Here is a 21,634-nt window from a genome sequence, read left to right as displayed (position 1 = left end):
CTTATTTCTCGTCTATACCTTTGAATTAATTACAGCCCTGATTTCAAACTGGCTTCGATAAACTTGTCCAGATCGCCATCGAGTACCGCTTGGGTATTGCGCGTCTCCACGCTAGTGCGTAAGTCTTTAATACGGGAATCATCCAATACATAAGAACGGATCTGGCTGCCCCAACCGATGTCAGATTTGGCATCTTCGGCGGCTTGTTTTTCCGCATTTTGCTTATGCATTTCTAATTCGAACAGTTTGGCTTTTAACTGTTTCATCGCCGAATCTTTGTTCTTGTGCTGTGAACGGTCGTTCTGGCACTGCACTACCGTGTTAGTCGGTAAGTGGGTAATACGTACCGCAGATTCGGTTCGGTTAACGTGCTGACCACCCGCACCCGAGGCGCGGTATACATCGATACGTAAGTCAGCAGGATTGATATCGATGGTGATATCGTCATCAATCTCTGGGTAAACGAATACCGAGCAGAAAGAGGTATGGCGACGACCCGATGAGTCGAATGGCGATTTACGCACTAAACGATGCACGCCTGTCTCGGTACGTAACCAACCGAAAGCATACTCACCGGTGAATTTAATGGTCGCGCCCTTAATACCGGCGACGTCACCGTCGGTCACTTCCATCAGCTCAGGGCTGAATCCGTGGGCTTCGCCCCAACGCAGGTACATACGCAGTACCATGTTGGCCCAGTCTTGCGCCTCAGTACCGCCACTGCCCGATTGAATGTCTAAGTAACAATCGGAGGCATCATGTTGACCAGAGAACATACGGCGGAATTCGAGTTCGGCCAAACGGCTCTCTAAATAATCCAGCTCTTTGGTGGTTTCATTGAAGGTATCTTCGTCTTCTTCTTCGATGGCAAGCTCTAGCAGACCTTCAACGTCTTCTAGACCGGCATCCATATCATCGATAGTTTTGACAACGGCTTCGAGGCTGGCGCGCTCTTTACCTAGGGCTTGAGCACGTTCTGGCTCGTTCCACACCTCAGAACTTTCAAGTTCACGGCTGACTTCTTCTAGACGCTCATGCTTAGCATCGTAGTCAAAGATACCCCCTAAGAAGCTGCGTACGCTCGGCAAGCTCCTTATTTTGAATTTTACTGGATTAACTTCAAACATGGATTTTCAACTTCGCTTTATTTTTGCCGTTTCAATGGATTTTCCATCAAAGGAGGCGGCGATTAACAGTATTTGCAACCGCGCATTTTAACCTAACAACGGCTGTAAACCTAGGGCGTGTTGACACTTCAGGGCGATTTTATCAGCCTAAAAAGCACCGCTGGCGCCAGCAGATTAACAGACAAAGCCGAGTTAAGACTGTGATCTTACATGAAATAACCCGTTTAACGCCTAGATCAAACATAAATTTGAGCAAGCTAAACAGTGATAATCACTAAAAACCTCAAAGGATTAAGCAAGATACAGATAAATCAAATGCAAAACACCAAGCAAAATCACAACTTTCCACCAGCAAACCTTCATCAGCGCACAGTCTGACACGGGTTTGTGATGACAACGGCAATTTAGCGTCAAACTTCCCCCGCCCATAAGCGTCTTCTAAAGCGCTCTAGTTATACTCAAACCCACCTTAAGCCTGCCGCTTTACGCCAATGCAGCAAGCACCCTACAAATATAAAAGGCCTTGGGATGATAGAACTTAACATCGACAATCACAGCGTCACGGCCGAGCCGAGCGAAACCCTATTACAAGCGGCCCGTAAGGCGGGTATAGCCATTCCGAGTCTGTGCGAACCAACGGATGCGACACGGCAATTAGGCGCAGCGCCTAACGCCAATAAACAGGACTGCAACCTCTGCCTAGTGCAAATCGAAAACACCGATGCCAGCCTGCGCTGCGTAAAAGCCTGTGAAACGCCCGCCGAGTCTGGCATGAAGGTCATCACCCAATCGGCATATTTAACCAAACAGCGCCAAGCCGCACTGAGCACGATTTTAAGTGACCACTTTGCTGATTGTGAGGCGCCCTGCCAGCAGGCCTGCCCCGCGGGCGTCGATGTGCAAAGTTACCTGTACCACATTGCCCAAGGCGACCATACCCAAGCGATTAAAGTCATTAAAGACACCCTGCCGCTGCCGCTGTCGATTGGTCGAGTCTGCCCCGCATTTTGCGAGACTGAATGCCGCCGCGGCCTCGTCGATGACCCCATTGCTATTCGTCAACTTAAGCGCCACGCCGCCGATTTAGACTTGGCCGACGATGAACAAAGCGGCAGTTATCAACCACTACGCCTCGCGGATACGGGCAAAAAAATTGCCATTATTGGCGCGGGCCCAGCAGGATTAAGCGCGGGTTATTACCTGTCAAACCAAGGGCATCATGTTGAGATTTTTGAAGCTATGTCCAAGGCGGGCGGCTGGCTGCGCTACGGGATCCCCGAATACCGTTTACCTAAGGCGATTCTCGATAAAGAAATCGCGCTGCTGTGCCGCAATGGGTTAACTATTCATACAGATACTCGCCTCGGCCATGAAATTCATTTAGCTCAGCTGGTTGCCGATTTCGATGCTGTGTGCCTTGCCATCGGCGCCCAAAAGGCGGTGCCGATGAACTACAAAGGCTCAGAACTTGCGGGCTGTTACCTTGGGGTGGATTTTCTTAAGGATCATTGCCTCGACAAACAATTGAAGTTGGGCAAAAAAGTCGCCGTGATTGGTGGCGGCAACACCGCCATCGACTGCGCCCGCACCGCCGTGCGCGAAGGCTGCGATGTCACCTTAATTTACCGCCGTACCCGCGCCGAAATGCCCGCCGAAGCCTACGAAGTGCACGAGGCCGAGGTTGAAGGCGTCAAATTCCATTTCTTAACCAATCCCATTGAAAATCATAGTGATGCCAATGGACAGGTAGAAGCTGTCACCTTCAGCAAAATGGCACTCGGCGAAGCCGATGCATCGGGCAGACGCGCGCCCGTGGACACAGGGGAAACCTTTACCGAGGCCTTCGATACTGTTATCGCCGCCGTCTCCCAAGCGCCAGATCTGAGTTTTATGCAGGATCCTATTGGACAACTCAGCCATGGCGAACTAGCGCTGAGCCGCTGGAACACCCTGATAGGCTGCGAGCAAACCATGTCATCGGGAGTCGAAAAACTGTTTGTGATGGGCGATGCCCGCCGCGGCCCCGCGACTGCCGTAGCCGCGATTGGCGATGGCCGTAAAGCGGCAATCGCTATTGATAAGATGCTAAAAATCGGCCTTAGCTGCGATTTACATGCCCATGAGTTTAACTCGGTCAAAACCATTCCAAGCGCCCTCATTCCAAACGCCCTTAAGCAAACCGAAACAAGCTCAAAAGCAGGGTCAACGCTTTATCCCCATACGCCGCGTCAGCCGCGCTTGAAGATGCCCGAACTCACGGCGCTGCAACGGCTACTGAACTACAGTGAAGTCGAGTTAGGCTTTCCCGTAGATGCCGCCATGCTAGAGGCGGCTCGTTGCCTCGAGTGCGCCTGTCAGGCCAATACTGACTGTAAGCTTAGGGATTACGCCACGGATTATGGTGTCGAGGCCAAAAGCTTAGCCACTGAAAATGCACGGCATTTCAGTGTTGATAAGAGTGCGCCCTTTATTCAATTCGATGCTAATCGCTGTATTAGCTGCGGTAAATGCGTCGATGTGTGTCAGCAGCAGAGTGGCCACTGCGCCATCCAATTTAGCCAAGATTCCTATCAGGCACTGCCGCAGGAAATGACTCAACACATGGAGCGCCGTGCGCCGAGAGTCGGCTTTAGTGCGAGCATGGCCGATAGCCAGTGTGTTCAATGTGGTAACTGTGTACAGGTTTGTCCGACGGGCGCACTGGTCGATGCGCGGGATAAACGCCAAGGCGATAGCACAGAGTTAAAAACCGCCTCGACAATTTGTACTTACTGCGGCGTGGGCTGTCGCCTCGACCTTAAAATCGACCCCAACGCCAATCGCATTCGTCATATCGAAGGCAATAAGGACTCGGTCGTTAACCAAGGCATGCTATGTGTTAAGGGACGTTTTGGCTTCGATTTTATTCACAGCGACAAACGTCTCACTACGCCACTGATCCGTAAAAATGGCAAGCTGCAACCGAGCAGTTGGCCCGAAGCCATCGCCTATGTGGCAAAACGCTTAACCGAGATAAAACAAAAAGATGGCAGCAATGCCCTCGCCAGTCTCGCCTCAGCTAAGGCCACCAACGAAGATAACTTTGTGCTGCAAAAGTTTGTTCGCAGTGTTCTTGGCACCAACAATATTGATCACTGCGCCCGCCTATGCCACTCATCGACGGTAACGGGTTTGCAGCAGAGTATTGGTAGCGGTGCCATGACCAATGATATTCCGAGCATCAAGGACTCGGACGTCATCTTTATCTTAGGCTCAGACACCACCTGCGCCCATCCGATTATCGCCTCGAAAATTCAGCAGGCAGTGATGCAGCACGGCGCGCGTTTGCTAGTTGCCGATCCGAAGCGGGTTGGCATTGCCGAAAAGGCCGAGCTGTATGTCGCCCACAGACCGGGTACGGATGTAATGCTACTCAACGCCATTATGGCGGAAATTATTCGTAACGATTGGCAGGATAAAGCCTATATAGCCCAGCGTACCGAAGGCATTGAGGCCCTCTATGCGGAGTTAGCCAAGGAGGATTACGCCCTCGAAAACGCAGCGCTCATCACGGGCGTAAAGGCCGAAGACATTGCCCGCCTCGCGCGCACCATAGGCACGGCGCAAAAGACCGCGGTTTACTACGCCATGGGTATCACTCAGCATACGACGGGGCACGATAACGTCACGGCTATCTCTAATTTGCAGCTACTTTGCGGCAATATTGGTGTATCAGGCGCAGGGATTAACCCACTTCGCGGCCAGAGCAATGTCCAAGGTGCCTGCGATATGGGCGCACTGCCCAACTATTTTAGCGGTTACCAAAAGGTCACGGATATTCATGCCAGAATGCGCTTTGAAGACCACTGGCAAACGCCGTTATCGGGGGAGATTGGCGTCACCGCAACCCATATGATGCACGATATTACCAAGGGCAACATTAAAGCCTTGTATGTGATGGGTGAGAATCCCGTGCTCAGCGACCCCGACCAAGCCCATGTACTTAATGCATTGAGCAAAATCGAGTTTCTGGTGGTGCAGGATATCTTTTTAACCGAAACGGCCGAGCTTGCCCATGTGGTCTTGCCCGCCGCCGCATTCGTAGAAAAACGCGGTCACTTTACCAATACCGAGCGTCGGGTGCAGCGACTCGAGCAAGCGCTCGCCTCACCGGGTGAAGCCTTGCCCGATTGGCAGATAGTGCAGGCCGTCGCTAACGCCATGGGCGCTAACTGGAATTATGCCAACGAAGAAGCCATTTGGTGCGAGATCAACGAACTGACTCCGCAGTATCGCGGCATTCGCTGGGACAGATTAAGTACCAATGCCGAAGGTCAAATCTCTCAAGGGATTCAATGGCCCTGTCCGGATGAAAACCATCCCGGGACGCCGATTATGCACCAAAACCAATTCACTCGAGGCTTAGGCTTATTTACCCCCGTTAGTTATCGCCTGCCTGCTGAAATGCCCTGCAACGAGTACCCGCTGACGCTGTCGACGGGACGGCTATTGGAGCAATTCCACACGGGCACACTCACCCGTAAAACACCAGGGCTGGATCTACTCGGCGCGCCTAAGGTGATGATTTCTGTCTATGATGCGGAGCAACTGGGGATCCATAACGGCGATAAACTTCGCCTTACCACCCGCCGCGGAGAGATTGAAATCGATGCCTTTGTGACTAAACGCGCCCAAGCGGGCGTGCTGTTCCTGCCGTTCCATTTTGTGGAAGCAGCGGCCAATAAGCTCACCATCAATGCGCTCGACCCTGTAGCTTATATTCCCGAATATAAGGTCTGTGCGGTTAGGGCTGAAAAGGTGACTGAGAAGATAACTGTAAAGGTGAGTGAACCAGCCTAGGGCTGCATAGCAAGCATAAAATTAAGCCCAAAGATGAACATAAAAAACGGGAGACACTGTCTCCCGTTTTTATTCGCTAACTTAATTAACTTGCTTAATTAGCCGAGTTAAATCTTAAACTGCCCCACCAATTTACCTAGGTTAATCCCTTCCTGAGACACGGTTTGACTCACCTTGGCCGCATCTTCACTGGAGTGCAGCAGCTCGTTAACGATCTCTTGGATGGCATAAACGTTACGATTGATTTCTTCGGTCACAGAGCTTTGCTCGGTCGCCGCCGTCGCAATCTGGGTACTCATATCGTTAATCGCAGTCACCGCCGATGTCACAGAGCCTAAGCTTTCCGAAATAGCGCGGGAAGAATCCACCGAGCGCACGCAGCTCTGCTGGCTCTCGTCCATGGTTTTGACTGCCAAGGCCACCAGCTTATGGAGTTCTGAAAGCATTTCATTGATTTCTAAGGTACTTGCCTGAGTCCGGCTAGCAAGATTACGCACTTCATCGGCCACCACGGCAAAGCCACGCCCCTGCTCACCGGCGCGGGCGGCTTCAATCGCCGCGTTAAGGGCCAGCAGGTTGGTTTGCTCGGCGATGCCGCCAATCACAGACAAGACACTGTTAATCTTTTGCGATTGCTCACTTAGGGACTTAATGCTGCCCGCGGCATTATTGATTTGCGCCATCAGTCCTGCAATCTCTTCGAGTGAGGCATCGACGCAGCGCTGCGCATTGGCCACATCCCCAGTCGCCGCTTGGGTCGCCTCGGCAACTTGGGTGGTATTTTGCGCCACTTCACTGGCGGTAGACGACATCTCGGTAATGGCCGTCACCACTTGGTCTGTCTCGTTGTTGTGGCTCAGCAGTTGGCTCGACATCACTTTGGTTTGGTCATGAATCGCATTGGCGGCGGATTTCACCTTAGCCGTGGCGTTTGCCACATCGCCAATAATGGTTTGTAGCTTATCGACGAATAAGTTAAAGGCTTGACCTAACTGAGCAATTTCATCCTCGCCCTTCACGCTTAAGCGTTTAGTTAAATCCCCTTCCCCCTTGGCGATATCATTCAGGCTGTCCGCCATATTTTTAATCGGCACCACCATACGATGGGCTGCAACCATAATGATAAAGGCCGTGATCCCCGTCAGCACGAGGGCAATTAACAGGATCATGAAGGATTTATCGGCCATTTGTTCGGTCACGGTTTGGCGGTAATCCTCCACCACGGCTTCGATATCGTCGATATAGGCCCCAGTACCTAGCATCCAGTCGGTCCCGGGAACCATCATCACGTAGCTAATCTTCTCGATTTGCTCATTGGTATTAGGCTTCTGATAATAGTAAGAAAAGTTACCATCACCCCGTTTCGCCGCATCCAGCAAACCAACAATAATCTTGGTGCCGCGCGGGTCGGTCATATCGATTTTGTTTTGACCTTCTAAATTAGGTAATAAAGCATGGAATATATTTTTACCTTGGGAATCATACATAAAGAAGTAACCCGCACTGCCAAAACGAATATCTCGCAATGCTTGATTCACATTACCTTGCTCCTTTAAAGACAATTGGTATTGCACAATTCCCGCGGCAATTTCGGTCGCTTCTTTAATTTGTTGTTTACGTTCGCCCACTAATTTTGTTCTAAAGGTCACAACCTCTTCCGCGAGAGATTCCTGTTCGACATAGTAGGAAACAGTCATTAACACTAATAAGGTCAAGATGAGGGGAAACAAAGATAACAGCAGTAATTTATTACGCAGGCTTAAATTCGACATGCTTGCTTACTCCAGGGTGATCGAGCTTATATTTTTTTATATTTCTGAAGTATAGCCAAAACGGTGCAACATCTTTGGGTTTGACTTAACAAATATTGTATTAATTTGCACCAGCTAGCATGTCGATAACTTTGTTTAACCAAGTAATATCAATCCGATACCGCATACGCTAAAGCCAAGAACCAGCAGTACCATCTGCGGTTTAAAGAGTTTTAGCGCACCAAAACCGAGCAACACCACCGCCATATCCACGGCGGATAACACGCCTTGGGTAAACACGGGTTGATACAACGCCGCCGCCAATAATCCCACCACACAGGCATTTATGCCCGAGAGCATGCCGGCAATCTTGGGCCTTGCGGCAATAGCATGCCAACTTTTTAAGCCCACCAGCATCAATAAAAATCCCGGTAAGAATATTGCTACAGTTGCGATGGCCGCACCGACAAAGGGATTGTCTAGCATCATCTCAGCGCCAAGGAAGGTGGCAAAGGTAAACATCGGCCCAGGCACAGCTTGGGCAAAGGCGTATCCGGTGAGAAAACGATCGCCGCTCATCGTATCACCCACAGCGGTTTCAAGCAGTGGCAGCACCACATGGCCGCCACCAAAGACTAAACTCCCGACACGAAAAAACTCACCAAAAATCCCTGCTTCAATCCCCAGATTTAAGGCAAAAAAACTCGCCACAAATAAGACAATGAATAATCCTAAGCTCAGGTAATTTAACCTAATCGGTTCATCTTTACTGGACTCGCTCTCAGTCGCACTCAGGAATGACATACCTAAAATGGCAGCAAGCAACAGTAAGGTGATTTGTGTCCATAAGAAAGGCAGAATGAGTATCGCAGCGGCACTACCGAGCATGAGTAAACGCGCCGTTTGCCGTTGACAAAATTGCTTAAACATCGCCAATACCGCATCTGCGACAACCACGACGGCCAGCAGTTTTAAACCATGCACTATGCCTTGCATGTACTCGTTACCTAACCAAGCGGCAGTCGTCACAGCGAGTAAATACATCAGCACGAAGGAAGGCAAGGTAAATCCAGCAAAGGCGGCTATCGCCCCTAAAAGCCCACCACGATGATAACCAATGGCAAACCCCACCTGACTCGATCCCGGCCCCGGCATAAATTGGCTTAAGGCTACAAAACTGGCATAGCGTTTATCATCAAGCCAGGCGAGTTCGTTGACAAAGGTCTGGCGAAAATAACCAATATGCGCCGCTGGCCCACCAAAGCTCATCAGACCAAGTGAAAAAAAACGTAAGAATATCTGCAGCATAAACTTTGCCCTTCGATGCATAAAGTGAACAAGATTATGTCACTAAAAAGACCGTTTAATGAAAGCTAAATCCGCAAGACACAAAAATACTCAAACAAAGGTAAAATGAGCAAAATTCCTTTTTATCGACCTCTAAATTGACTATAGCGATCTACTGCTCAGGAGAGCATTCATTTAGATCGCTTAATCTTTTACCAACATGGCTAAGACTTCGAAATGATCCGAATGGGGAAAGAGATCGAATAACTGTACCTTAGTTAATCGAAAGCCACGCATATGAGCGAGATCTTTAGCAAGGGTTTTAGGATTACAACTGGAATACAAAATCGCCCTAGGGGCAAATTCACTTAAGGCGTGACACAGGGACTCACCAATCCCGCGGCGCGGCGGATTGACAATAATCAGATCGGGCTTTGTTTGCGCCGCATCACCCTTGGCAAAATCGGTAGAGTCGAGGGCCATAAACTGCACATTATTCAGCCCCATCATTTGCGCTGACATCTTAGCGCACGCAATCGCTTCAGCCTCGATTTCAATCCCAGTTAATGGGATATCTTTGGAGGCACAGTGCAAACCAAAACCGCCCACACCACAAAATAAATCCCACAGCGAGTTTGGCGCAAATTCGCCAACCCACTCACGGGCGGTTTGATACAGTTTTGCAGCAACCTGTGGATTCGTTTGAAAAAAGCTTTTTGGGCGAATAAATAATGGCACATTGTTAAAGCGCTCTTCAAGACGAGTATTTTCAGTTAAGAAAATCTCCTCATCCCCTTCAAGGATCGCCATATGAATGGGCTGAATATTTACCGATACGACGCTGATTTGTGGATATTCAGCCATCAGCGCCGGTAATTCACGCTCTATACGGGCGATGGCATCCCGCGAGCGCAGCACAAACCGCAGCATATACTCGCCACGCACTTGGCTGCGCGTCAGTAGGATAAATTTAAGCTCACCCTTGGCCTTATCGACACGGTAAGGCGGAATACCTGCTTGCTGCACAAAACGCTCTAAACGGTGAAGTAAGGCTTGCATATCAGCAGGATACAAGAGGCAGTCACACAGACTCACCGCCTCACCGCTGGGGCTAACAATCCCCAGTACAGGGGCGTGGGCCGCGCCCAAGGCGACCATTTTCGCCTTGTTACGAAAACCGCTGCTGTCACCCACAACCGGAGGTAAAAACTGCACTTCGGCGTTATCGACAAAAGGCGCTAACAATTGCTGCAATTCTTGGGTTTTGGCCGCCAGTTGCTGCGCCATAGGGAGCTTAATATGGCGACAGGATTGGCATTGGCCTCGTTCAAAATACCCACATTGTACTAATGTACTCACAGCATCGTACCCACAGCAGTGCCCGTCTATCTTATCTATTGAGATGGCGAGTGAAATTTGGATGACAACTGAAGCATAACAAACACGATTTAGGCTCCAGTCAAAAAGCGCCACACTTTAGCGTTTTTATGCCGAAAAATCACCTTGAAGTGCAGCCTTGGCCGATTATCCGCCCCAGATTAACTTAATCTCAGGCTATCCACATCGGCGATGGGAGTACGTTTTCCGAGTTTTTGTTCAACCCACTCAAGCACTTCGGCCGAGGTGCTCCTAAAGGTTGTGAGTTTTCCGCCGTAGAGACTCAGTAATCTCGGGTGAGAAATCGAGGTTTGCATTAGGGTATCCCTTGGGCGCTCAAAGGCGGAGCTTGCCTGTTTAGGTAATACCCTCACGCCACAAAACGTCTGCACTATCTTAGTTTTGAGTTCATCAATCGAAGGTGACATAGGAAAGTAGTGCCGATAAATACCTAAAAGGTAATTTATTTCAGACTCCGTCACATGAGGCGGTGTATCTAGAGATGTCAGCTCGGTTTCTGTGGTGCCAATTAGCAGTTGACCATACCAAGGCATCACAAAAATCACCCGCTTATCGAAGCAAGATTCTAAATATAAGATGCCATCGGGGGCGGGTAAATCCAGTAGCAAATGCGCGCCCTGCACCCAATCCAGCTCAACGCCTGCCAAGGGAGGCGACACCTTTGCCAGCACCTCATTCACCCAAGGACCGGCGGCATTAATCACCAATTTAGCCTCAATATGTTGCACTTCGCCGCGATGGCGAAAGCTTAAGTCAATCTGCTCATTCAAATGATTAAGCTGTAAAAACTCCGCCTCGGCATACACATAGGCACCTAATGCCTCGGCACTACGGGCCACCGCTTGGGTCAGCAATTTATCATCGGTTTGCGCATCCCAATACTGGAATACCGCCTTTAACCCCGAGAGTTTAAGCCCTTTAAAACGATGCCAATGTACGGCGGGAATAGACACAAAGCGGCCGAGCGGATCAAATTCACTAAGAAGCGCATATAGACTCAAGCCCGCCCGAATCGTCCAGGGGTTACGCTGACTGTCTTGATAGACGGGAATATAAAAAGGCACTGGCTTGACTAAGCTAGGCGCGAAGTCGAGCAAATGGCGCCGCTCCTGCAAGGATTTGCGCACTAGGTTCACTTGTCCGCTTTCAAGATATCGCAAACCACCGTGGATCAACTTGCTGGAATTGGCCGAGGTTTGGCCGCCTATCTCGCCTTTTTCGATAAGCAGGGTCGAATATCCCGCCGCTGCCGCGTATTGGGCGATACCGACACCGCTGATCCCACCACCGATAATCGCAATATCGTATGAACTCATACCGACTTTATCCATCCCAGCGCCTTGATGGTGTGTTTATCCATGTTCCACTCCCTTGCTATCATAGATTGGCTTTCACACTATTCGATACTGGCGTGCAATTGCTTTAAGGCTTTGTCACACATGGCTTTTAGCGCCTTAAGATCTTCTATCTCAGCACCGATTTTACAGCGCATCAGATGCGGGATCTCACTCGCCTCGAGTTTTAGCGCCTGTCCAGCAGTTGTCAGAGACAATACCCGCACCCTTTCATCTTGGTCACTGCGTCCACGACTCACCAGTCCTTTCGACTCTAAACGTTTTAACAAGGGCGTCAACGTCCCCGAATCGAGGAACAATTTATCCCCTAGGGTCTTCACGCTGATCCCCTGCTCCTGCCACAACACCAGCATGACTAAATACTGGGGATAGGTTAAATCCAACTTATCGAGCATAGGACGATAGGCGCGCACCATGGCATTGGCGGCGCTGTAAAGAGAGAAGCAAACCTGATTCTCTAAACATAAGGCATTGTCTGCTTGAGTATTTTCCGCCGTATCCGACGTTTTATCTAAGGATGATAACTCTGAGTTAGGCATAGTCTATCCAAAAAACTTAAATATATTGCGCACAATATACTTGCATTCAGGGTAAAAATCGAATTATAGTTTATCACAATTGAATTGCACGCAATCTAAATTACCTTTAACACTATGAGGAACGAAATATGAAAACATTATATGAAACTCGAGCTACCGCCAGAGCCGGTCGCCAAGGCCAAGTCAGTACAGATGATGGTTTACTCGATGTTGCACTCGCCTATCCAAAGGCGATGGGCGGAAGTGGATTAGCAACCAACCCAGAGCAACTGTTTGCAGCGGGTTATGCGGCCTGTTTCTCTAATGCGGTTTTACATGTCGCCAAAATCGGCAAAGTGGCCATTACTGAAGCGCCAGTCAGCGCTGTGGTTGGCATTGGCGCCAATGATGCGGGTGGCTTCGCCTTAACCGTCGCCCTAGAGGTTAATCTTGACCTTCCTCAAGCTGAGGCTGAAGCTTTAGTACGTCATGCCCATCAAGTGTGTCCTTATTCCAATGCCACACGTAATAATATCGATGTAAAACTGAGTGTTAATGGCGCGGCGTTAAACTAAGCCCATAAGACAACAGTCACTATCGTCTAAAAAGCACCTCAGGGTGCTTTTTAGTTATCTGCCGCGAATCGCCCTTCCCATAAACCTGCCTAACTTCCCAAAAAACAGCTAATCGCGAGTTAACTAACATTTCTTAATGCTTAATTTAATCAAGGGGATTGAATTCAGTAGAGTAGTAGTCAGAGAACCGTTTTAATACCTATAACCCCACTATTGTGGAGGCGCTATGACTAAATACTTAACCAAATTAGCTCTACTATGCACCCTTGCATTGGCCATGCTGAGCACACCAAGCTGGGCCGAAGAATCCAATAATACTGACCAAACTTGGCATTATGTGAACGCCCAAGGTGATCTGAAGATCAAGCTCTACTTCTTTTGGTCGAAAACCTGCCCACACTGCGCCGAGGCCCATCCCTTTATCGAGTCGCTGCCGCAGAAATACCCTTGGATAGAACTCGAATCCCATATGGTTTCGGCTCCTGGCGTGCAGGACATTTGGCAAGGTATCGCGGCTAAAACCACTACCGAAGCCCGTTCTGTGCCTTATATGGCCAGCTGCGAGAAGGCCATTGTCGGTTATTCCAGCGAGGCAGTGACAGGTGAGTTTTTAGTGAATCGCTTGAAGAACTGTTACTTATCCCTTGGCGGTCAGCTAAGTGAAGCGGATATGCCAACCACAGGAACGCCTGCCGTCGCACCGACCAATAGTGAGCCCCTATTTGGCACCTGTGGAACCGACTCAGGCGAAGGCACCTGTGATGCCACCAGCCTTGCAAGTGCTGACCAAGCCGAAGTGCAACCCGTTGAGTTACCACTTGTGGGTGTAGTCACACCCGAAAGCATGTCACTTCCCCTGCTGACTTTAGTGCTGGCGGGCGTCGATGCCTTTAACCCCTGCGCCTTCTTCGTGCTGCTGTTTTTACTGTCGATTATGGTTAACGCTAAGAGCCGCAGCCGTATGCTGTTGGTCGGCGGTATCTTCGTGTTCTTCTCAGGCTTTATTTACTTCCTGTTTATGACGGCCTGGCTAAACATCTTCCAGCTGTTAGGCGCAGGCAGTGATGGCGGGATGATCATTCTAGCCGCGGGGATACTAGCCTTGATCGCAGGCACGATAAACGTGAAGGATTACTTCTTCACAAAAGGTGATGTCACCCTGTCGATGTCGGCGGAAAACCGCACTAGCCTTATCAAACGCATGGGCAAACTGTCGAACTCCAGCAGCCTAGGCGCGCTGATTGTCGGCTCAACCGTGCTGGCCATTTTAGCTAATGCCTACGAGCTGCTCTGTACTGCGGGCTTCCCGATGATTTATACCAGCGTGCTATCCATGCATAATCTGCCGGACATTGAGCGCTATATGTATTTGGTTTTATACAATATTGTCTATGTCATCCCTCTCGCGATTATTGTGATCGTGTTTAGCGCTACCTTAGGTAAACGCAAACTGACCGAAAAAGAGGGTCAAGCACTCAAGCTGATGTCCGGTGTGATGATGTTTGGTATGGGTGTCGCGCTAGTATTAGATCCCACCGCGCTGCAGAGTGTTGGGCTGGCACTGGGATTAATTCTTGGCTCACTGGGCTTAACCGCCATCATAGTACTCAGTCGTAAGTTACTCACGGCAAAAGCGAATAAAGCGGTATAAGCAATAGCAGGGTTTTGGATTGGCAAACTTAGGATAAAGGACTAAAGTAAAACCTGAGCTTGCCGATACAAAGACTCAGCTTACAATTGAGGTTAGTTATGTCTATTTCACTGAACACCCAAGCTATCACGCCTAACTTAGAAAATGGTGCCGTTGGCGTTAAAGTGGCGCAGTTAGCCAAAGAGCAGCAAAAGGCGGAAGGTCAAATTGCCGTTGATTTAATTAACGCAGCCACACCTCAACCCGTGGGAAATACTGGCCACAATATCAACACTACGGCCTAACCCACCCGCAAGAGATTGATAAAAAGCGCCCCGAACATCGGGGCGCTTTTTTTATTTAAGGTATTCTAATGAAGTTAAGCCATTTGAACGGGCTAACCTAAGGCTCTACAGGCTCTGCCCTAAGAAAAGGCATTACCATTGACATGCATAATGGTGAATGTCCACACCACAAACGCGAGTGGAATATGCACTAAGGCGTAAAAGCATTGATCCAACCGACTCATTCCCTTGGCCAGCCAAATCAAATACAGATGCAGGCCAATTACCACAGGGAACAACATAAATAACGGATACAAGGCAAAAGGGCTGGTATCGGCTAATAGGCTGTGACTCAACAGCGCCCAAGCCACCATCAGCGCCGTGGTTAAAGGTGGCGTGGCAACACGATACTGCTCTGGATACGGGAACATCCTTGGCCTCTTACACTTCTTCAATACTGATACGGTCAGTCGCCCCGCGTTGGGGTGACGTCTAGGGTTTTCGTGCGATCAGCTGCGCCTTGGCACTTTCAGTACCAGCAGCATCGCTTAACCGACCTTCAAAGTAATGCAAAGGTTGCCAGTTAGCAAATACGGATTGCAGTTCGTTCTCTGTGAGTAAAAAATCGGGGTTGCGAGGTCGACCAATTTGCGCCTGTTGCCAAGTAAAGGTCTCATACACAATCAGTCCGCCGGACTTTAGGCTCGCAGCGATTTGCGGGAACAGTGGTCGATGTAAGTAATTAAAGACTAATACAATATCAAAGGACTCTTGGGGTAACTGAGGCGCGCTGCCGTCTTCTAAATTCCACTGCCATTGATGTGCTTTGTCGTGTGTCAGCTTAGCCAAGGCACTCAAATCCTGGTCGATAAAGGTCACTTCACAACCTTGGGAGAGAAACCACAGACCATTTCGGCCCGAACCGCAGGCTAAATCCAATACCTTAAGCCCTGTAAGCTCAGGCCATGAAAACTGGGTAATTAAGCTCGAGGCCGTGCTGAGTGTAGCGTGTGTCATCCCTTTATCTCTTTTTTAGTGTCTATCTGTTTGCGATGCACTATCGAGTAGTGCCTCAGCCCCGATGGGCCATGGGATACTATCACAGATAAAAATAACACTAAGATAAACAGTTCAGGCTTGTAGTTGGCAAGCGGCACAAACAGGCAAAGTAGCCCTAATTTCCCAAGAGTTAACACGCCTTTCAGTTGAATTAACCAACGCCAATCTCGAATAATTTCCCACAACATCAATATGCTGCCGGTCCCCATCGCCAGATACCAATAATTCAACCAGAGGGATTTATCAACGCTCAATAATATTCCACCGCCCGCTCCGGCAATACCCAATATATGTAAGGCTCTTAGGGTTGTTTTACTCAGCCGCTGTACCCAAAAACGTCTTTCAGACATCTGCTGCCTTGCCATAGATTTAACCCCTTAGCACCACTCAAGTAACATTTTTGAAAAAATACATGTTATTTTCTCAAAAAACACTGGTGAGATTTAATTATTTACTGAATACTCACAGGATAAATATTCGAATATTTAAACTAAATAATCAAATCAAAAAATAAATCATAAAAATTATAAAGTTAAAATAAATCCACCGTACAAGACTTTATTTTCTCACATCAATTCAGCAATGATAATTTAGCCCATCAAAATATGTTAACTCACGCAAGTTATACCGTATTCACTGAGTGATTAACTTCAATTTCGTTAATATTTTCAGCCATGTTGCACATTTCAAATATGTAATTCCTTTTGCAACAATCGTTATGTGACCTAAGTACGCATATACCTCTTTAGATAGTGGTAACTTTGTTCATGGAGAATACTCTAAAAGCGCGTGAGCCACGTAAAATATAAATATCACGCCATGATGAATAACCCTTATTAAGTAGATGAAATGTACGGCGGAGGAACGATTATGTTCACAAGAAAGATTCAAAAAACAGCACTAGCCATGCTGATCTCTGGTGCAATGGCAGGCACAGCCTATGCCGCACCAGAAGTACTAGCCGATTTTCACGGTGAAATGGGTGGCTGCGATAGCTGCCACGTATCAGACAAAGGTGGCGTGACTAACGACAACCTGACCCATGAAAATGCCCAATGCGTTAGCTGCCACGGTGATTTAAAAGAACTGGCTGCTGCAACGCCAAAAGATAAAGTTTCTCCGCACAAATCTCACTTAATCGGTGAAATCGCTTGTACCAGCTGCCACAAAGGCCACGAAAAATCAGTGACTTACTGTGACGCTTGCCACAGCTTCGGCTTCGATATGCCATTTGGCGGCAAGTGGGAACGTAAGTTTGTGCCTGTTGATGCAGACAAAGCGGCTCAAGATAAAGCCATTGCCGCTGGCGTGAAAGAAACCACAGACGTCGTAGTTATCGGTTCGGGTGGTGCAGGTCTTGCTGCCGCCGTTTCAGCCCGTGACGCTGGCGCAAAAGTGATCCTGTTAGAAAAAGAACATATCCCAGGTGGTAACACTAAACTGGCTGCTGGTGGTATGAACGCCGCAGAAACTAAGCCACAAGCTAAGTTAGGTATCCAAGATAAGAAACAAATCATGATCGACGACACCATGAAAGGTGGTCGTAACATTAACGATCCTGAATTAGTGAAAGTCCTGGCCAACAACTCTTCAGACTCTATCGATTGGTTAACCTCTATGGGTGCCGACATGACTGACGTGGGCCGTATGGGTGGCGCAAGCGTGAACCGTAGTCACCGTCCAACCGGTGGTGCGGGTGTGGGTGCACACGTTGCTCAAGTGCTGTGGGACAACGCCGTTAAACGTGGTACTGACATTCGTTTAAACAGCCGTGTTGTCCGCATCCTTGAAGATGCAAGCGGCAAAGTGACCGGTGTTTTAGTGAAAGGTGAATACACTGGCTACTATGTGATCAAGGCCGATGCCGTCGTGATTGCTGCCGGTGGTTTTGCGAAAAACAACGACCGCGTTGCTAAGTACGATCCTAAGTTAAAAGGCTTTAAAGCGACTAACCACCCAGGTGCAACCGGTGACGGCTTAGACGTTGCGCTGCAAGCGGGCGCAGCAACTCGTGACTTAGAATACATCCAAGCTCACCCAACTTACTCACCAGCCGGTGGTGTGATGATCACCGAAGCGGTACGTGGTAACGGTGCTATCGTGGTTAACCGTGACGGTAACCGCTTCATGAACGAAATCACGACCCGTGATAAAGCGTCTGCAGCGATTCTCCAACAGAAAGGCGAAAGCGCTTACCTCGTATTCGATGACTCTATCCGTAAGAGCTTAAAAGCCATCGAAGGCTATGTTCACTTGAACATCGTTAAAGAAGGCAAAACCATCGAAGATTTAGCGAAACAACTCGATGTGCCTGCCGCTGAACTGGCGAAAACCGTCACTTCTTACAACGGTTTTGTGAAATCAGGTAAAGACACGCAATTCGAGCGTCCAAACCTGCCACGTGAAATCGCCACTGCGCCTTTCTATGCCTTAGAAATCGCACCAGCGGTTCACCACACTATGGGTGGTATCGTTATCGATACTCAAGCCGAAGTGAAGAGTGAAAAAACCGGTAAACCTATCAGCGGTTTATACGCTGCAGGTGAAGTGACTGGTGGTGTTCACGGTGCTAACCGTTTAGGTGGTAACGCCATCTCTGATATCGTGACCTACGGCCGTATCGCGGGTGCATCTGCCGCGAAATACGCGAAAGATCACTAGTATCAAACGTTTCTAGGTTAAGGGACTAACCTAAGGCTCACATAGCACGACCCATTTGAGCCCAGCTTGAATCTTCAAGCTTATCAGTACAAGCGAGCCGTCAGGGGCTCGCTTTTTTTATGATTTTTTGTGCAATTGATGACAAAGCTCACTCTTTTTACGGGGTAAATTCATCACCAGAGGACAAACGTCGCCGAGTCACATACACTCAGTGCCAGTAACAATGTAACCTTTAGGTGATTGAAATGAGAATTGGATTTTTTAGCGCAAAACACTATGACATGCAGCATTTTAACCGTACAAATGCCGCATTTGGTGCGCAAATTGAGTATTTCGATTATCGCCTCTGCATGCAAACCGTTAAGCTTGCCGAAGGTTTTGAGGTGGTGTGCGCCTTTGTTAACGACTCCCTCTGTGAAGAAGTGTTGGTCGAGCTTGCCAAAGGTGGCACGAAAATCATTGCCATGCGCTGCGCGGGTTTTAACAATGTCGACTTAGTCGCCGCCAAACGCCTAGGCATGCAAGTGGTCAACGTACCCGCTTATTCCCCCGAATCTGTGGCCGAGCATACTGTCGCCTTAATGCTGACCTTAAACCGTAAAATCCATAAAGCCTACCAGCGCACCCGTGATGCGAACTTCTCCCTCGAAGGCTTGGTCGGGTTTAATATGTTTGGCAAAACTGTCGGCGTAATAGGCACAGGTAAGATTGGGGTCGCCACAATTAAGGTATTGCTCGGTTTTGGCTGTAAAGTGATTGCCTTTGACCCCTACCCAAATCCTGCAGTAGAAGCGCTCAATGTGGAATATCAGGATCTGGATACCATTTATGCCAACAGCGATATTATCAGCCTGCATTGCCCATTAACCGCCGATAACCACCATCTGCTGAATAAAGAAAGCTTTGCCAAGATGAAACCCGGCGTCATGGTGATCAACACCAGCCGCGGCGGTCTGCTCAACGCCTTCGATGCGATGGAAGCCTTAAAGCTTGGCCAGATTGGCTCCTTAGGGCTTGATGTGTATGAAAACGAAAAAGAATTGTTTTTCGAGGACAAGTCGAACCAAATCATTCAAGACGATGTGTTCCGTCGCTTATCCGCCTGCCACAACGTGATTTTTACCGGTCACCAAGCCTTCCTCACCGAAGAAGCGCTGGGCGCGATTGCCCACACAACCCTGAGCAATGTCAAAGCGGTACTCGCGGGTGAGCGCTCTGGTAACGAACTGTTTTAACTGACAGAACCATACCTGACTGCTAAAGTGAGGCTTCAACATTGAAGCCTCACAGAGGAAACTAAATATGTTAGTGACTCAGCAAACTCAGGATATCAACACGCCCACAGGGCCGATGCGCACTTATGTCTATCGCCCAGATGCCCCAGGGCAATTCCCTTGTATCCTCTTCTATTCTGAGATTTTTCAGCAAACCGCGCCCATTGCCCGCACCGCGACTATCCTCGCAGGCCATGGTTTTGTGGTGTTAGTGCCAGAAGTCTTCCATGAGCTAAATCCGATAGGCACTGTACTAGCCTATGATGATGCGGGTAAAGATAAAGGCAATGCCGATAAATTTGCCAAACCCTTAGAGCAACACGACAGCGACACCCAAGCCCTTATCGATTTTGCCCGTCAGCAGAGTTATTGCACGGGTAAGGTCGGCAGTATGGGCGTGTGTATTGGCGGCCACTTAGCCTACCGCGCTGCACTCAATCCCGAGATTTTAGGCGCCTTTTGCCTATATCCGACCGACATTCATTCCAATACCCTGCCCTGCGCCTACGGCAATGATTCACTGAGTCGCAGCGGCGATATTCAAGGGGAATTAGTGTTAGTGTTTGGCAAGCAAGATCCCCATGTATCGCCCGAAGGTCGGGTATTGATCCACCAACAATTGATGGCTAAAAACCGCAGTTTCAGTTGGTTAGAGGTTAATGCTCAGCATGCCTTTATGCGTGATGAAGGTGAGCGCTACGATCCCGCACTGGCGCTGCAAATGTATCAGCAAGCAATCGCATTTTTTAGCAGAGTCCTCAGATAGTTAACATCATCTATACTAAGTTCTGTTGAAAACATAAGGTTCTGAACATCGCAACTTTAATCTTCAGCGATAGAAAAAATCTGGCTGCCCTGTCGAAAAGATTAGGCTTCAACTAGGCTTAATTAGGCATTCTCGCGGTGAGAATGAAGACTAGGGAAGAAAAGATGAACAAAACCATATTACTTCTAGCTTGTTTACTGGGACTCGTTGGTTGCAGCTCACAGTACATTATGAGTACTAAGGATGGCAAAATGATCACCTCCGATAGCAAGCCTAAACTGGATAAAACCACGGGGATGTATCTTTATTATGATGAAGATGGACGAGAAGTGATGATAAAACAAGATGATGTCACTCAAATTATTGAGCGATAACAAGTTAAAAATTTTAGCGTACACACCTTCTCTAAAGGTAACTATCAATAATATTGCGCACCTAAAGATGAAAAAATGAAGGGCTTAACTCTTTAAGCCCTTCATTTCTTTCGCACCAATCTCAATCTTAAGCTGCCATGGCATTATACAGTGGTAATACACACATCATATTCAAGCAACTTAAGTAGTTGATTTAAAAATCTCTTAAACGGCTTTGGCTATAGGCCACCAGCTCTTGGTTGCTCACGCGGGCAATAAAAGTCTCGTCGAGGAAGAAGTCCACATCATCCCCCGATTTACGGCCCGACAGTAACTGAGAGCTGCCATCTTCGTAGGCTAAGGTCATAGTCACAGTGTGCTCATCGGGATAGGCAATTTGTGCCTGAGTCAGTTTAACGGGCGCCGATTTCAGCTCATCACTCACATGGGGATTCACCTTAAAAATCGAGTCCACAGGCATATCAACGACCGCAGGGGATTTATCGGTGATCGGGTTCTTACCCGTCCAAAACTCAATAGTGTTAACGATAAAGAGATCGCCCGTTGCCGCCAAACCATACACAGGACTTAACAGAATAAATAAGCCCGCACGGCCATAACGGTTATCTACCGCGCTTAAGTTGCCCTTAGTCACCATTTGGCTCAGACCCATTTGTCCCATACAACCTGTTAGTTGTGTGGTTAACAGCGCGCTAATCGTCACGGCTAAGAGTTTAGATTTCATTCGATTCGTTCC

General features: G+C 48.7%; 18 protein-coding genes. 8 read left to right on the top strand and 10 right to left on the bottom strand.

Annotated features, from left to right (window positions below):
- Nucleotides 1-29 precede the first annotated feature (29 nt).
- Entirely contained in the window at nucleotides 30-1,127 is a 1,098-nt protein-coding gene (gene prfB, locus ACUZ8J_RS04525) for a peptide chain release factor 2 (RefSeq protein ID WP_446693195.1), read from the bottom strand.
- 528 nt (nucleotides 1,128-1,655) lie between these two features.
- On the opposite strand from prfB, the gene fdhF reads away from it, so the two are divergent.
- A complete protein-coding gene (gene fdhF, locus ACUZ8J_RS04520; RefSeq protein ID WP_446693194.1) occupies nucleotides 1,656-5,966 on the top strand; it encodes a formate dehydrogenase subunit alpha in 4,311 nt (1,436 codons plus the stop codon).
- 107 nt (nucleotides 5,967-6,073) lie between these two features.
- Here the strand turns inward: fdhF and ACUZ8J_RS04515 are convergent, their stop codons facing one another.
- From ACUZ8J_RS04515 to ohrR, 5 genes are all read right to left on the bottom strand, one after another.
- Nucleotides 6,074-7,738, bottom strand: a complete 1,665-nt coding sequence (locus ACUZ8J_RS04515; RefSeq protein WP_446693193.1) for a methyl-accepting chemotaxis protein — start codon at nucleotides 7,736-7,738, stop codon at nucleotides 6,074-6,076.
- Nucleotides 7,739-7,873: 135 nt separating this feature from the next.
- On the bottom strand, nucleotides 7,874-9,025 hold the full coding sequence (gene chrA / locus ACUZ8J_RS04510) for a chromate efflux transporter (RefSeq protein WP_446693192.1): 1,152 nt from the start codon (nucleotides 9,023-9,025) through the stop codon (nucleotides 7,874-7,876).
- A 183-nt stretch (nucleotides 9,026-9,208) separates the two neighbouring features.
- Entirely contained in the window at nucleotides 9,209-10,363 is a 1,155-nt protein-coding gene (gene rlmC, locus ACUZ8J_RS04505; protein ID WP_446693191.1) for a 23S rRNA (uracil(747)-C(5))-methyltransferase RlmC, read from the bottom strand.
- Nucleotides 10,364-10,542: 179 nt separating this feature from the next.
- Nucleotides 10,543-11,718 (bottom strand): glycerol-3-phosphate dehydrogenase/oxidase, encoded by a 1,176-nt coding sequence (locus ACUZ8J_RS04500; RefSeq protein ID WP_446694904.1) that lies wholly within the window; start codon nucleotides 11,716-11,718, stop codon nucleotides 10,543-10,545.
- Between the two features lie 80 nt (nucleotides 11,719-11,798).
- Nucleotides 11,799-12,296 (bottom strand): hydroperoxide resistance transcriptional regulator OhrR, encoded by a 498-nt coding sequence (ohrR, locus tag ACUZ8J_RS04495; RefSeq protein ID WP_089067084.1) that lies wholly within the window; start codon nucleotides 12,294-12,296, stop codon nucleotides 11,799-11,801.
- 128 nt (nucleotides 12,297-12,424) lie between these two features.
- Here ohrR and ACUZ8J_RS04490 point away from each other — a divergent pair, with 128 nt between their 5' ends.
- The 3 genes from ACUZ8J_RS04490 to ACUZ8J_RS04480 all read left to right on the top strand — a co-directional run bounded on the left by ACUZ8J_RS04490 (nucleotide 12,425) and on the right by ACUZ8J_RS04480 (nucleotide 14,785).
- Nucleotides 12,425-12,850, top strand: a complete 426-nt coding sequence (locus ACUZ8J_RS04490) for an organic hydroperoxide resistance protein (protein WP_011627089.1) — start codon at nucleotides 12,425-12,427, stop codon at nucleotides 12,848-12,850.
- 226 nt (nucleotides 12,851-13,076) lie between these two features.
- On the top strand, nucleotides 13,077-14,501 hold the full coding sequence (locus ACUZ8J_RS04485) for a cytochrome C biosynthesis protein (RefSeq protein WP_446693190.1): 1,425 nt from the start codon (nucleotides 13,077-13,079) through the stop codon (nucleotides 14,499-14,501).
- A 98-nt stretch (nucleotides 14,502-14,599) separates the two neighbouring features.
- Nucleotides 14,600-14,785 (top strand): hypothetical protein, encoded by a 186-nt coding sequence (locus ACUZ8J_RS04480; RefSeq protein ID WP_011621607.1) that lies wholly within the window; start codon nucleotides 14,600-14,602, stop codon nucleotides 14,783-14,785.
- Nucleotides 14,786-14,904: 119 nt separating this feature from the next.
- Here ACUZ8J_RS04480 and ACUZ8J_RS04475 read toward each other — a convergent pair whose 3' ends face one another.
- From ACUZ8J_RS04475 to ACUZ8J_RS04465, 3 genes are all read right to left on the bottom strand, one after another.
- Nucleotides 14,905-15,195 (bottom strand): hypothetical protein, encoded by a 291-nt coding sequence (locus ACUZ8J_RS04475; RefSeq protein WP_446693189.1) that lies wholly within the window; start codon nucleotides 15,193-15,195, stop codon nucleotides 14,905-14,907.
- Between the two features lie 61 nt (nucleotides 15,196-15,256).
- On the bottom strand, nucleotides 15,257-15,781 hold the full coding sequence (locus ACUZ8J_RS04470) for a class I SAM-dependent methyltransferase (RefSeq protein WP_109286502.1): 525 nt from the start codon (nucleotides 15,779-15,781) through the stop codon (nucleotides 15,257-15,259).
- Entirely contained in the window at nucleotides 15,778-16,188 is a 411-nt protein-coding gene (locus tag ACUZ8J_RS04465; RefSeq protein ID WP_126511826.1) for a hypothetical protein, read from the bottom strand. The genes ACUZ8J_RS04470 and ACUZ8J_RS04465 overlap by 4 nt, the downstream gene beginning before the upstream one ends.
- Before the next feature lie 505 nt (nucleotides 16,189-16,693).
- On the opposite strand from ACUZ8J_RS04465, the gene fccA reads away from it, so the two are divergent.
- From fccA to ACUZ8J_RS04445, 4 genes are all read left to right on the top strand, one after another.
- Entirely contained in the window at nucleotides 16,694-18,484 is a 1,791-nt protein-coding gene (fccA, locus tag ACUZ8J_RS04460) for a fumarate reductase flavoprotein subunit FccA (RefSeq protein WP_446693188.1), read from the top strand.
- A gap of 245 nt (nucleotides 18,485-18,729) precedes the next feature.
- Nucleotides 18,730-19,719: a lactate dehydrogenase LdhA gene (gene ldhA, locus ACUZ8J_RS04455; RefSeq protein WP_088210283.1), complete on the top strand. Its 990-nt coding sequence runs from the start codon at nucleotides 18,730-18,732 to the stop codon at nucleotides 19,717-19,719.
- A 67-nt stretch (nucleotides 19,720-19,786) separates the two neighbouring features.
- A complete protein-coding gene (locus ACUZ8J_RS04450) occupies nucleotides 19,787-20,524 on the top strand; it encodes a dienelactone hydrolase family protein (RefSeq protein ID WP_446693187.1) in 738 nt (245 codons plus the stop codon).
- 143 nt (nucleotides 20,525-20,667) lie between these two features.
- Nucleotides 20,668-20,898 carry a YgdI/YgdR family lipoprotein gene (locus ACUZ8J_RS04445; protein ID WP_446693186.1) on the top strand — a complete coding sequence of 77 codons (231 nt, stop codon included), beginning with the start codon at nucleotides 20,668-20,670 and terminating at the stop codon, nucleotides 20,896-20,898.
- A 193-nt stretch (nucleotides 20,899-21,091) separates the two neighbouring features.
- Here the strand turns inward: ACUZ8J_RS04445 and ACUZ8J_RS04440 are convergent, their stop codons facing one another.
- Nucleotides 21,092-21,622: a DUF3332 domain-containing protein gene (locus tag ACUZ8J_RS04440; protein ID WP_446693185.1), complete on the bottom strand. Its 531-nt coding sequence runs from the start codon at nucleotides 21,620-21,622 to the stop codon at nucleotides 21,092-21,094.
- Nucleotides 21,623-21,634: the final 12 nt, after the last annotated feature.

The organism is Shewanella sp. Koi 1, assembly GCF_052907445.1.
This window is presented reverse-complemented; position numbering and strand designations above follow the sequence as displayed.